Origin of the sequence: Streptomyces sp. NPDC057438 (assembly GCF_042802995.1) — a bacterium.
Lineage (GTDB): Bacteria > Actinomycetota > Actinomycetes > Streptomycetales > Streptomycetaceae > Streptomyces.
In genome coordinates, this window is sequence record NZ_JBHVDD010000002.1 from 56,982 (window position 1) to 70,089 (window position 13,108).

9 protein-coding genes and 1 pseudogene are annotated in these 13,108 nt (G+C 70.4%); 5 read left to right on the forward strand and 5 right to left on the reverse strand.

Features of this window, described 5'->3' with window-relative positions; all coding sequences use genetic code 11:
- The first annotated feature begins 32 nt into the window (after nt 1–32).
- The 3 genes from ACFU5F_RS01980 (at nt 33) to ACFU5F_RS01990 (ending at nt 5,624) form a co-directional block, all read left to right on the forward strand.
- Nucleotides 33–1,133: a cell wall metabolism sensor histidine kinase WalK gene (locus ACFU5F_RS01980; protein WP_013000760.1), complete on the forward strand. Its 1,101-nt coding sequence runs from the start codon at nt 33–35 to the stop codon at nt 1,131–1,133.
- A gap of 434 nt (nt 1,134–1,567) precedes the next feature.
- Nucleotides 1,568–5,356: a multifunctional oxoglutarate decarboxylase/oxoglutarate dehydrogenase thiamine pyrophosphate-binding subunit/dihydrolipoyllysine-residue succinyltransferase subunit gene (locus ACFU5F_RS01985; RefSeq protein WP_383880563.1), complete on the forward strand. Its 3,789-nt coding sequence runs from the start codon at nt 1,568–1,570 to the stop codon at nt 5,354–5,356.
- An 85-nt stretch (nt 5,357–5,441) separates the two neighbouring features.
- The gene (locus ACFU5F_RS01990) at nt 5,442–5,624 is read left to right on the forward strand and encodes a DUF6104 family protein (protein ID WP_003961784.1); all 183 of its coding nucleotides are present in this window, start codon (nt 5,442–5,444) and stop codon (nt 5,622–5,624) included.
- Between the two features lie 32 nt (nt 5,625–5,656).
- Here the strand turns inward: ACFU5F_RS01990 and ACFU5F_RS01995 are convergent, their stop codons facing one another.
- Nucleotides 5,657–6,508, reverse strand: a complete 852-nt coding sequence (locus ACFU5F_RS01995) for a hypothetical protein (protein ID WP_383880566.1) — start codon at nt 6,506–6,508, stop codon at nt 5,657–5,659.
- 246 nt (nt 6,509–6,754) lie between these two features.
- On the opposite strand from ACFU5F_RS01995, the pseudogene ACFU5F_RS02000 reads away from it, so the two are divergent.
- Together ACFU5F_RS02000 and ACFU5F_RS02005 are read left to right on the forward strand one after the other, a co-directional pair.
- A pseudogene (locus tag ACFU5F_RS02000) lies at nt 6,755–7,573 on the forward strand (DUF4097 domain-containing protein); the annotation flags it as partial.
- 346 nt (nt 7,574–7,919) lie between these two features.
- On the forward strand, nt 7,920–8,978 hold the full coding sequence (locus ACFU5F_RS02005; protein WP_383880569.1) for a helix-turn-helix transcriptional regulator: 1,059 nt from the start codon (nt 7,920–7,922) through the stop codon (nt 8,976–8,978).
- Between the two features lie 31 nt (nt 8,979–9,009).
- Here the strand turns inward: ACFU5F_RS02005 and ACFU5F_RS02010 are convergent, their stop codons facing one another.
- The 4 genes from ACFU5F_RS02010 to ACFU5F_RS02025 form a co-directional block, all read right to left on the reverse strand.
- The gene (locus tag ACFU5F_RS02010; protein WP_383880571.1) at nt 9,010–9,591 is read right to left on the reverse strand and encodes a Clp protease N-terminal domain-containing protein; all 582 of its coding nucleotides are present in this window, start codon (nt 9,589–9,591) and stop codon (nt 9,010–9,012) included.
- Nucleotides 9,591–9,800, reverse strand: coding sequence for a helix-turn-helix domain-containing protein (locus ACFU5F_RS02015; RefSeq protein WP_383880574.1), 210 nt, complete (start codon nt 9,798–9,800; stop codon nt 9,591–9,593). Before ACFU5F_RS02015 ends, ACFU5F_RS02010 begins: the two co-directional genes overlap by 1 nt.
- 180 nt (nt 9,801–9,980) lie before the next feature.
- Complete coding sequence (locus tag ACFU5F_RS02020) at nt 9,981–10,946, reverse strand: zinc-binding dehydrogenase (RefSeq protein WP_383880576.1); 966 nt, start codon at nt 10,944–10,946, stop codon at nt 9,981–9,983.
- A gap of 334 nt (nt 10,947–11,280) precedes the next feature.
- Nucleotides 11,281–12,522, reverse strand: a complete 1,242-nt coding sequence (locus ACFU5F_RS02025) for an NADP-dependent malic enzyme (protein WP_383880578.1) — start codon at nt 12,520–12,522, stop codon at nt 11,281–11,283.
- Nucleotides 12,523–13,108 lie beyond the last annotated feature (586 nt).

Sequence of the window (13,108 nt, forward strand, 5' to 3'; positions counted from 1 at the left end):
CAGGCACACAGGGACAGAGGGCTGGTGGCGTCATGAGCGGAGTCGGTGACCCGGGGTCACGCAAGGGCGCGGGACCGCTGAGCGGTCTGCGTCCCTTCTCGATCAAGACGAAGCTCGGCGCGCTCGTCGTCATCTCGGTCCTGATCACGACCGGCCTGTCGATGATCGCCGTGCACACCAAGACGGAGCTGCGCTTCATCACGGTGTTCTCGATGATCGCCACACTCCTGATCACGCAGTTCGTCGCGCATTCGCTCACCGCCCCCCTGGACGAGATGAACGCGGTCGCCCGGTCCATCTCCCGTGGCGACTACACCCGCCGGGTCAGCGAGAACCGCCGGGACGAGCTGGGCGACCTCGCCCACACGATCAATCTCATGGCCGACGAGCTGGAGGCGCAGGACCGTCAGCGCAAGGAACTCGTCGCGAACGTCTCCCACGAGCTGCGCACGCCCATCGCGGGCCTCCGGGCGGTCCTGGAGAACATCGTCGACGGGGTCACCCAGGCCGACCCCGAGACGATGCGGACGGCCCTGAAGCAGACCGAGCGCCTGGGGCGTCTGGTGGAGACCCTGCTCGACCTCTCGCGCCTGGACAACGGTGTGGTCCCGCTGCGCCGCCGCCGCTTCGAGGTCTGGCCGTACCTCTCGGGTGTCCTCAAAGAGGCCCAGATGGTCTCCTCGGCCCGCGGGGGGATCACCTCCGGCTCCGGCAACCACACCCGCACGGACGTCCATCTGCACCTGGACGTCCATCCGCCGGAGCTCACCGCGAACGCCGACCCGGAACGCATCCACCAGGTCGTGGCCAACCTCATCGACAACGCGGTGAAGCACAGCCCGGCGCACGGCCGCGTGACGGTGAAGGCCCGCCGCGGCCCCACCACCGACTCCCTGGATCTCGAAGTCCTCGACGAGGGCCCCGGTATCCCCGAATCCGAGTGGCACCGCGTCTTCGAGCGCTTCAACCGCGGCGCCGTCAGTTCCCCGCACGGCCCCGGCAGCGACGGCGGCACCGGGCTGGGTCTCGCCATCGCCCGCTGGGCGGTGGACCTCCACGGCGGCCGTATCGGAGTGGCCGAGTCCCCGAAGGGCTGCCGCATCCGGGTGCTCCTACCGGGAGGAAACGGATGAGAAGGGCAGGCACGACGGTGGGCGGGAAATCCACTGATACCCACATCACGCATGGCTGAATCCCCCCGCCATTGCCGAATATCGCTCATCCTCCCGGTGCTTACATCTCTCCCAAGTTGACGTAAAGTTCGAAGCGGAGCGACAAGATCCACGGCGGTTCCGCACAGCCGGACACGTGTGATCAGGTGCGTTCAGGCAGAGGGCCGCGTGCACATACCCGCAGGCCCCGCCCAACGCATGCCCGGTGTGCCCCCTCCAGCCCCATTCCGGACCGGAACCACGCTTGTTTCCCGCCATTTCTACCCCCGAAACACGCTCTCCGATGTGACTTACGCGACGAAGAGCGGACTCGGCCTGACCTTCGCGGCCACGGGGGCGTAGCCTTGATTCCCGCTGTCCATCACCTTGTGAAGCGGAAGAGGGCGGTTGCCGCCGTGTCGCCACAGTCCCCCAGTAACTCGAGCATCTCGACCGACGCAGACCAAGCGGGTAAGAACCCCGCCGCGGCCTTCGGTCCGAACGAGTGGCTCGTCGACGAGATCTATCAGCAGTACCTCCAGGACCCGAACTCGGTAGACCGAGCCTGGTGGGACTTCTTCGCCGATTACAAGCCGGGCGCAGCTGCCGCCTCGGCTCCGGCGAGCACTGCGGCCGCGGGGGCCGCAGCGACGACCACGCCCGCGGCACCCGCCGCGCCGGCCCAGGCCGCCCCCGCGGCTCCGGCCGCGCCCGTCCCAGCGGCCCCGAAGCCCGCTGCCGCCGTTCCGGCACCTGCCGCCGCGAAGCCCGCGGCTGCCGCGCCCGCACCGGCCAAGCCGGCCGCCGCGGCCCCCGCGAAGCAGGCCGCGCCCGCCGAGGGCCCGGAGCTGATCACGCTGCGCGGCCCCGCCGCCGCGGTCGCGAAGAACATGAACGCCTCCCTGGAGCTGCCCACGGCCACGTCCGTGCGCGCGGTCCCGGTGAAGCTGCTGTTCGACAACCGCATCGTCATCAACAACCACCTCAAGCGCGCCCGGGGCGGGAAGATCTCCTTCACGCACCTGATCGGCTACGCGATGGTGCAGGCCATCAAGACGATGCCGTCGATGAACTGGCACTACGCGGAGAAGGACGGGAAGCCCACCCTCGTCAAGCCGCCGCACGTCAACTTCGGCCTCGCCATCGACCTGGTGAAGCCCAACGGCGACCGCCAGCTGGTCGTCGCGGGCATCAAGAAGGCCGAGACGCTGAACTTCTTCGAGTTCTGGCAGGCCTACGAGGACATCGTCCGCCGCGCCCGTGACGGCAAGCTGACGATGGACGACTTCACCGGTGTCACGGTCTCCCTGACCAACCCCGGCGGCCTCGGCACCGTCCACTCCGTGCCCCGTCTGATGCCCGGTCAGTCGGTCATCATGGGCGTCGGATCCATGGACTACCCGGCCGAGTTCCAGGGCACGTCGCAGGACACCCTGAACAAGCTGGGCATCTCGAAGGTCATGACGCTGACCTCGACGTACGACCACCGGGTCATCCAGGGCGCCGCCTCCGGCGAGTTCCTGCGGATCGTCGCCAACTACCTGCTCGGCGAGGGCGGGTTCTACGACGACATCTTCGAGGCCCTGCGCATCCCCTACGAGCCGGTCCGCTGGCTCAAGGACATCGACGCCAGCCACGACGACGACGTCACCAAGGCCGCCCGGGTCTTCGAGCTGATCCACTCCTACCGGGTCCGCGGCCACGTCATGGCCGACACCGACCCGCTGGAGTACCGCCAGCGCAAGCACCCCGACCTCGACATCACCGAGCACGGGCTCACCCTGTGGGACCTGGAGCGCGAGTTCGCGGTCGGCGGCTTCTCGGGCAAGTCCCTGATGAAGCTCCGCGACATCCTCGGCGTGCTGCGCGACTCGTACTGCCGTACGACCGGCGTCGAGTTCATGCACATCCAGGACCCGAAGCAGCGCCGCTGGATCCAGGACCGCATCGAGCGCCCGCACACCAAGCCGGAGCGCGAGGAGCAGCTGCGCATCCTGCGCCGGCTGAACGCGGCGGAGGCCTTCGAGACCTTCCTGCAGACGAAGTACGTCGGCCAGAAGCGCTTCAGCCTGGAGGGCGGCGAGTCCGTCATCCCGCTGCTCGACGCGGTCATCGACTCGGCGGCGGAGTCCCGGCTCGACGAGGTCGTCATCGGCATGGCCCACCGCGGCCGCCTGAACGTCCTGGCGAACATCGTCGGCAAGTCGTACGCGCAGATCTTCCGCGAGTTCGAGGGCAACCTCGACCCGAAGTCGATGCACGGCTCCGGCGACGTGAAGTACCACCTGGGCGCCGAGGGCACCTTCACGGGCCTGGACGGCGAGCAGATCAAGGTCAGCCTGGTCGCGAACCCCTCGCACCTGGAGGCCGTGGACCCGGTCCTGGAGGGCGTCGCCCGCGCCAAGCAGGACATCATCAACAAGGGCGGCACGGACTTCACCGTCCTGCCGGTGGCCCTCCACGGCGACGCGGCCTTCGCGGGCCAGGGCGTGGTGGCCGAGACCCTGAACATGTCGCAGCTGCGCGGTTACCGCACCGGCGGCACGGTCCACATCGTCATCAACAACCAGGTCGGCTTCACGGCGGCTCCCGAGTCGTCGCGTTCCTCGATGTACGCCACCGACGTGGCCCGCATGATCGAGGCCCCGATCTTCCACGTGAACGGCGACGACCCCGAGGCCGTCGTCCGCGTCGCCCGCCTGGCCTTCGAGTTCCGTCAGGCGTTCAACAAGGACGTGGTGATCGACCTCATCTGCTACCGCCGCCGCGGTCACAACGAGTCGGACAACCCGGCCTTCACCCAGCCGCTGATGTACGACCTGATCGACAAGAAGCGCTCGGTGCGCAAGCTGTACACCGAGTCCCTCATCGGTCGCGGCGACATCACCCTGGAAGAGGCCGAGCAGGCGCTGCAGGACTACCAGGGCCAGCTGGAGAAGGTCTTCACGGAGGTCCGCGAGGCCACCTCGCAGCCGGTCTCCGGCGAGGTCCAGGACCCGCAGGACGGCTTCCCGGTCGCGGTGAACACCGCGATCACGGCGGAGACCGTCAAGCGCATCGCCGCGTCCCAGGTCAACGTGCCGGACCACATCACCGCCCACCCGCGGCTGCTGCCGCAGCTGCAGCGCCGGGCGGCCATGGTCGAGGACGGCACGATCGACTGGGGCATGGGCGAGACCCTCGCGGTGGGCTCCCTCCTCCTGGAGGGCACCCCGGTCCGCCTGGCGGGCCAGGACTCGCAGCGCGGCACCTTCGGCCAGCGTCACGCGGTGATCATCGACCGTGAGACGGGCGAGGAGTTCACGCCGCTGATGTACCTCTCCGAGGACCAGGCGCGGCTGAACGTCTACAACTCCCTGCTCTCCGAGTACGCGGCGATGGGCTTCGAGTACGGCTACTCGCTCGCCCGGCCCGAGTCCCTGGTGATGTGGGAGGCCCAGTTCGGCGACTTCGTCAACGGCGCCCAGACGGTCGTGGACGAGTTCATCTCGTCGGCGGAGCAGAAGTGGGGCCAGACGTCCGGCGTCACCCTGCTGCTCCCGCACGGCTACGAGGGCCAGGGCCCGGACCACTCGTCCGCCCGCCCGGAGCGCTTCCTCCAGATGTGCGCGCAGAACAACATGACGGTCGCCATGCCGACCTCCCCGTCGAACTACTTCCACCTCCTGCGGTGGCAGGTGCACAACCCGCACCACAAGCCGCTGGTCGTCTTCACCCCGAAGTCGATGCTGCGTCTGAAGGCCGCCGCGTCGAAGGCGGAGGAGTTCACGAGCGGCGAGTTCCGCCCGGTCATCGGCGACGGCTCGGTCGACCCGAACGCGGTCAAGAAGGTCGTCTTCTGCGCCGGCAAGGTCTACTACGACCTGGAGGCCGAGCGTCAGAAGCGCGGTGTCACGGACACGGCGATCATCCGCATCGAGCGCCTCTACCCGCTGCCGGGTGCCGAGATCCAGGCGGAGGTCAACAAGTACCCGAACGCCGAGAAGTACCTGTGGACCCAGGAGGAGCCCGCGAACCAGGGCGCCTGGCCGTTCATCGCCCTCAACCTGATCGACCACCTCGACCTCGCGGTCGGCGCGGACGTCCCCCACGGCGAGCGGCTGCGGCGCATCTCGCGCCCGCACGGCTCGTCGCCGGCGGTGGGTTCGGCGAAGCGGCACCAGGCCGAGCAGGAGCAGTTGGTGCGTGAGGTGTTCGAGGCCTGAGACCCTCGAAGTCCGTACGCCACCGGGCCGCACCCCCTCTTTCGGGGGTGCGGCCCGGCCGTTTCCGCGCACTTATCCTTGACCCATGTACTTCACGGACCGTGGCATCGAGGAACTGGAGAAGCGGCGCGGCGAGGAGGAGGTCACCTTCGAGTGGCTGGCCGAGCAGCTGCGGACGTTCGTCGATCTGAACCCGGACTTCGAGGTCCCGGTGGAGCGGCTGGCGACCTGGCTGGCGCGGCTTGACGACGAGGACGAGGACGAGTAGTCGTCTCCCCTGGGCCGCCGCCGCGCAGGTGATCAGTCGCGCGGGTGGGCCAGGTCGTACAGCAGGCCCAGGGTGCCGTGCGCGATCAGGAGACTGCCGGCGGTCAGCCAGCCGGGGCTCCGGCGGTGCAGGCCCCACGCCGTGAGCGGTAGCCCCGCCAGGAGCTGGGCGGCGGCCAGGGCGCGGGCCCTGGGGGTGCCGGCCCAGGGCAGCCAGGGGCCGAGGTGCCCCCGTTCGAGGGCGTCGAGTTCCGAACGGACCGCTCCGCGCCACCCCGTCCACTCGATGCGCTGGACGCCGGGCTGGACGCGGGCGACCTCGCGGAGCCGGTCGGCGGGTTCGCCCGGTACGAGGCCGGCGGGGAGCGTCACGCCCGCGCGGGCGAGGACGGCGAGGAGACCCAGCAGCCGGGAGCGGGCGTCCGCCACCGGATCGGGGCGCGTGAGGCCGTCCAGGGACTGTGCGTCGAGGACCGGGTCCAGGCCCAGGCGGGCGGCGAACGTACGCATCGCCTCGTCCTCGCCGACCGGGGTCCCGTTCGCGAGCCATTCGTAGCCGACGGTGCGGCGGAAGCCCGCGGCAAAGGTGTAGCCGCTGCGGTCCGCGTCCCACCACAGCGCGAGCACGGGCCACGGGACGCCGACGGCCAGGGCGCTCGCCCAGCCGGCGAGGACGCGGTCGACGGGTTCTCCACCGTGCAACCAGGGCTTGCCCTCCGGCACGAGCGCGGTCCACCCGGGCCCGGCCGGGATCAGCAGCATGCGCTCACGGAGCAGTTGGGCGACGGGGGCGACGGCATCGGGATCCGCCCGGCAGAGCAGAAGCGCGCCGGGAGCGGGGGTGGGCCGGGGGGCTCGGGGCCCCGGGGAGCGTTCCGTCGACATGCACCCCACGCTAGGGCGTTTTGTCCTGTATTCACCTGCGGGGTCACCAGAACGGGTGTATTGACTTTCCATGACCGCGATATATCGTGAATAGCGGGAACACGATAGTGCGTGTGTGGTGGTCGCGTTCGCGGTCAGGTTCGTCTCGGGCTCGTCCCGCGTCCGTCGTCGTCTGCGCCCTCGCCATCGCCCTCGTATTCGTCTTCGTCGTCTCTTCCTGTCGGGTCTGCCGAGGAGGTCAGCACCATGTCCGAGTGGTCCGTCGCCGAGCCGCGGAGGCTCACGTTCGACGAACCGGTGACGGCACTGCATGTGCGCGTCGTCAACGGAACGGTCAACGTGGTGGGCACCGACGAGAGTTCCGCCCGTCTGGAGGTGTCCGCCGTCGAGGGCCCGCCCCTGACGGTGACACAGAAGGACGGAACCCTGACCGTGGCCTACGACGACCTGCCCTGGAAGGGCTTCCTGAAGTGGCTGGACCGCAAGGGCTGGCGCCGCGACGTCCTGGTGTCGCTCGCCGTCCCGGCCGCCACCCGTGTCGAGGTGGGCGTGGTCGGCGCCACGGCGGTCGTGTCCGGGCTGGACGGGCGTACGGAGGTGAAGGGCGTCTCGGGTGACACCACCCTGGTCGGCCTGGCGGGCCCGGTGCGCGCAACGACCGTCTCGGGAAACGTGGAGGCGCAAGCCCTGACGGGCGATCTCCGGCTCAGCTCCGTCTCCGGCGACCTGACCGTCATCGAGGGGTCCTGCCCCAGCGTGAAGGCCGACTCCGTGAGCGGCTCCATCATCCTCGACCTCGATCCCACGGGCGGCCCCACGGACGTCGGCCTGACCAGTGTCTCCGGCGAGATCGCCATCCGTCTCCCCCACCCGGCCGACGCCGAGGTCGAGGCCAACACCGCCAGCGGCACCATCTCCAACGCCTTCGAGGACCTGCGCGTCAGCGGCCCCTGGGGCGCCCACAAGGTCACCGGCCGCCTGGGCGCGGGCAACGGCAGGCTCAGGGCCACCACCGTCTCCGGCTCCATAGCCCTCCTCCGCAGGCCGCCGGCGGAGGACGAGCCGTGGGAGCCGGAGACCTCGCGGCCGGAGACACCGGACGGGACCGCGAGCGCCTCGGGACCCTCCGCCGAGCCGGACGGGGCGGCAGACTCGGCACCCGGTGGCACGGGGCCCGCCGACGGTCCGGCCCCGACCCGGTCGACGGACTCGGTGCCGGGCGGCACGGAACCCCCCGCACCCACCGGCCGGACCGACGACCACGGCGGCCCCCCGCCCACCGATCGGCCGGAGGGCATGAGCGACCATGCGTCGGACGGCGCCCCCGTCTCGACGGAGCCCCCGCCCGGTCACGCGCCCGCCCCGGCCGACGGCGTGACCGACCGCACGACCGACAAGAAGGTGTTCTGACATGCCTCCCGTCTTCGCCCACGGACGCCTGCGGCTGTACCTGCTGAAGCTGCTGGACGAGGCGCCGCGCCACGGCTACGAGGTGATCCGGCTGTTGGAGGAGCGCTTCCAGGGCCTGTACGCCCCCTCGGCCGGCACCGTCTACCCCCGCCTGGCCAAGCTGGAGGCCGAGGGACTGGTCACCCACACCACCGAGGGCGGCCGAAAGGTGTACGCGATCACCGACGCGGGCCGCGCCGAACTGGCCGACCGCAGCGGTGAGCTGGCCGATCTGGAGCTGGAGATCCGCGAGTCGGTGGCGGAGCTGGCCGCCGAGATCCGGGCCGACGTCCGGGGCGCAGCGGGCGACGTGCGCCGCGAGATGCGGGCGGCCGCGTCCGAGGCCCGCAAGGGAGGCAGGACGGGTGACGGGGAGCAGGAGACGTCCGGGGAGTTCGGGGGGTACGCCGACAACGCGTCCTGGCGTGCCGCCAAGGAGGAGATGCGCCGCGTCAAGCAGGAGTGGAAGGAACAGGCCCGCCGCGCGAAGGACGAGAGCCGGCGCGCCCGCGAGGAGGCCCAGCGGGCCCGCCGCCAGGCCAAGGAGGCGCAGGAGCATGCCCGTACCCAAGCCCAGGAAGAGCTGCAGCGCATCGCCAAACGGGTCCAGGACCACGTCCAGGACCACTTCACCCGGGGCGACTGGCCGACGGGTGTACGGGAGGGGCTGACCGAACTGGCCAAGGAGTTCGGCGAGTTCGGGAAGGACTTCGGAAAGGAGTTCGGCAAGGACTTCGGCTTCGGGCGCTCGGGCACGACGGGCGGCGCCGGCGCCGGGGAGCCCGAGTACTCGGCGACTCCCGAGGAGTTCCCCGCCGACTACGAGCCCGCCTGGGTGCACGAGGCGCCCACGGGTGAACCGGCCCGTGACCTCGACCGTCTCCTGGACCGCTTCCGCGACGACATCCGCGACGCGGCCCGCGACCACGGGGTGACCGAGGACCAGCTCCGCGACGCCCGCCGCCACCTGTCCACAGCGGCGGCCCACATCGGTGTGGTGCTGCGGGCACCCAAGGGGTGAGCCGGGGAAGCCCTCGACCCACCCGGGGCGCTCATCCCGCCTCGGCCTCCCCGGCTCCGTAGAGCACCCGCTCCAAGGCTTCGTACGTCACCCCGTGGTCCGCGAGGACCTCGGCGGGGACGCCGGGGCGGGTGGTGAGGGCGAGGAGGAGGTGCTCGTCGCCGATGTGCCGGTCGCGGTGGGCGTGGGCGGCACGGAGGGACTGGGTGAGGACGTCCTTGGCCTCGCGGGTGAAGGGGCGATGGCCGGAGAGACGCCCCCGGCCGCGCCGGGCGCCCTTCGTGTCCGACTCCAGCGCCCCCACCCCGTGGGTCTCCTCGACGCGGGCGACGATCTCGGTGAGGTCGATGCCGATGCCGGAGAGGGCGTCCATGTCGGCGCGGGAGAGCCCGCCCCGACGGCGGGCCTCGGCGAGGTCCCGCTCGACCGATTCCCGGCGGTCGGTCCCGGCGAGTCCCAGCGCGGCCAGGGCGAACGAGGCGCGGGACGCCTCGCGGTCCAGCAGGGAGAGGAGGAGGTGCTCCTCGGTCACCTCTCCCGCACGGGTGCGTTCGGCGTGGTCCACCGCTCCCAGAACCACGGCACGGGCGTCTTTCGTGAACCGTTCGAACATCAATGCCTCCCGTACTTCTTGTGCACGGCCTGCCTGCTCACTCCGAGTTCCGCGGCGATCTCCTGCCACGACCAGCCCTGCCGGCGCGCACTGCGCACCTGCACCGACTCCAGTTGCTCCAGCAGCCTCCGCAGCGCGGCGACGGCCCGCAGCCCGACCCGGGGGTCGCGGTCGCCCGCGCGCTCGGCGAGATCCGTTGCTTCGGTCATGATGTCAACTTACGTTGACACGCTCCCTCATGTCAACTCAGGTTGACATGAGGACGGCCGGCCCGGAACCCGGGCCGGCCGTCGTCGTGTCGTCAGTGTCCGTCGTGCGTGTCCGTCGTGCGTGTCCGTCGTGCGTGTCCGTCGTGCGTGTCCGTCGTGCGTGTCCGTCAGCGGTGTCGGTCAGGCACCGGTCAGCACGATCTTGCCGAACTGGTCGCCCGCCGCCAGGCGTTCGAAGCCCTCGCGGGCGCGGTCCAGGGGCAGCACCTCGTCGATGACGGGACGGATGCCGGTCGCGGCGCAGAAGGAGAGGAGGTCCTCCAGTTCGTCCTTGGTGCCCATGGTGGAGCCGACGACCTTGAGTTCGAGGAAGAAGATGCGGGTCAGTTCGGCGTGGGAGGGCCGGTCGCCGCTGGTGGCGCCCGAGATGACGAGGCTGCCGCCGGGGCGCAGCGACTTCACCGAGTGGGACCAGGTGGCAGCGCCGACGGTCTCGATGACCGCGTCGACACGCTGCGGGAGCCGTGCCCCCGACTCCAGCGCCTCCACCGCGCCCAGTTCCAGGGCCCGCTTGCGCTTGGCCTCGTCCCGGCTGGTGGCGAAGACACGCAGTCCGGCCGCCTTGCCGAGCACGATCGCGGCCGTGGCGACACCCCCGCCGGCGCCCTGCACGAGGACCGAGTCGCCGGGGCGGACGCCCGCGTTGGTGAACAGCATGCGGTAGGCCGTCAGCCAGGCGGTGGGCAGACAGGCGGCCTCCTCGAAGGAGAGTTCCGCGGGCTTGGGGAGGACGTTCCAGGTGGGGACGGAGACGAGTTCGGCGAAGGTGCCCTGGTAGCGCTCGGTGAGGATCGAGCGGGGCTCCCCAGGGCCGACACCGTGTCCGGTCTGGCCGATCACCGAGTGCAGGACGACCTCGTTGCCGTCCTCGTCGACGCCGGCGGCGTCGCAGCCGAGGATCATGGGCAGCTTGTCCTCCGCGAGGCCGACGCCGCGCAGGGACCACAGGTCGTGGTGGTTCAGCGAGGCGGCCTTCACCCTGACGGTCGTCCAGCCGGGCCTGGTTTCCGGGGCGGGGCGCTCGCCCAACTCCAGTCCGTCGAGCGGTCGGTCACGGTCGATACGGGCGGCATAGGCAGCGAACATGCGCCTGACCATAGGGGGACGCCGGAAGCGAGGGAACCACGGACCACTGTGACACGCGTCCCGTCGCCCGGACTTCCGCGTTTCGGACGCGGGCCGTCGGGATGCGCTGTCGGGTGCGGGTGCATGGGGCTTCTCGCGCGGTTCCCCGCGCCCCTGGGCCCCTGGGCCCCTGGAAAGCAGTGGGCGCAGCCCTTGCTTTTCAGGGGCGCGGGTAGCCGTGCGACCAGCCCCCACCGGACGGACGTCCGGGGGACGAAGGGGCGCAGCCCCTCAAAGAATGGGACGGATAGGGGCGGCGGGGGCGAGGAACCCCCGCACCGCCCCGGCACTCGGCTCAGCGCCGAGCAACCCCCTCCGCCCGAGCCGCCGCGGCGACCGCCGCGGTCACCGCCGGAGCGACCCGCTCGTCGAACGGCGACGGGATGACGTAATCGGCGGCCAGGTCGTCCCCGACGACCGACGCCAGCGCCTCGGCCGCCGCGATCTTCATGCCCTCGGTGATCCGCGACGCCCGCACCTGAAGGGCCCCGGCGAAGATGCCCGGGAAGGCGAGGACGTTGTTGATCTGGTTCGGGTAGTCGGAGCGCCCGGTGGCGACGACCGCCGCGTACTTGTGGGCGACGTCCGGGTGCACCTCGGGGTTGGGGTTGGCCATGGCGAAGACGAACGCGTTCTCCGCCATCGAGGCCACCGCCGCCTCCGGGACCGTACCGCCGGAGACGCCGATGAAGACGTCCGCGCCCGCGAGGGCGTCCTCCAGGGACCCGGAGAGCCCGGCCCGGTTGGTGAGTTCGGCGAGCTCCCGCTTGACCGGCGTGAGGTCCTCGCGGTCGGCGGAGACGACGCCCTTGCGGTCGGCGACCGCGACGTCGCCGAGACCGGCCTCCAGCAGCATCTTGGCGATGGCGACACCGGCCGCGCCCGCACCCGAGATGACGGCCCGCAGATCGCCCAGTCCGCGCCCGGTCAGCTTCGCCGCGTTGCGCAGCGCCGCCAGCGTCACGACCGCCGTGCCGTGCTGGTCGTCGTGGAAGACGGGGATGTCGAGGGCCTCCTGGAGCCGCTTCTCGATCTCGAAGCAGCGGGGCGCGGAGATGTCCTCCAGGTTCACCCCGCCGAAGGAGGGCGCGAGGCGGACCACCGTCTCGATGATCTCGTCGACGTCCGTGCAGGCGAGCGCGATCGGCACCGCGTCGACGCCGCCGAACTGCTTGAACAGGATCGCCTTGCCCTCCATCACGGGGAGGGAGGCCTCGGGGCCGATGTCGCCGAGGCCGAGGACCGCCGTACCGTCCGTCACGACGGCGACGACGGACGACTTCCAGGTGTAGTCGTTGACCAGGTCGGGCTGCTCGGCGATGGCGGTGCACACCCGCGCGACGCCGGGCGTGTAGGCGAGGGACAGGTCGTCCTTGTCCCTGATCGGCACGGTGGCCTGCACGGCCATCTTGCCGCCGCGGTGCAGGGCGAAGGCGGGGTCGAAGGAGTCGAGGGAATTGAGAGGCTCCCCCCCGCCCTCCTGACCCGTACTGCCGTCGCCGCTGTCGGTGCGAGGATTGACAATCTCCGCTGCCACTTGTGTTACCCCTTAGGTCTTCATGGTTTGAGGGTGTTCCGCTTCCGGTTCGGGAGCGGGCGGGCACCGCGTAAGTCCCAGGTCACCGGTACGTACGGCGACGCATGAGGGCTCAGACGCGACGGGCGCGCCGCACACGCGCCCTGGGCCCCGGATGAGGGGTGTAAGGAACCTTCTTACCGGACGGACGGCGCCGACGACGAGTCCACACGTCTTGATACCTCGAAGGTCACAACTCGAAGGTCATTTAAAGACGATCATGGATCGTTCGATTCATCGACCGAAAACAGGGCAAGTCGGTACACGTCATGACAAGTCCTGTACAGCCATGTGTGCGGGGTTCACGGCCGACCGCATCCTGAGATGCACCGAAGATCTTCCGGCCGGAAGGGGGGATTCCCGCACAGGATCCGGTGTGATCACGCGGTCCGCAGCGGTTCGTGGGTCAATCGGGGGTCACCCGTTATCCGATTTTGACATGGCCGGTCATCTGATTGCACATGCCCGAATGGCAAGATGCCGTAATCACACGAGGTCGCCACACTCGAAGACGCGTGTTAATCGTCGACCTGTCGGCAACTCCACA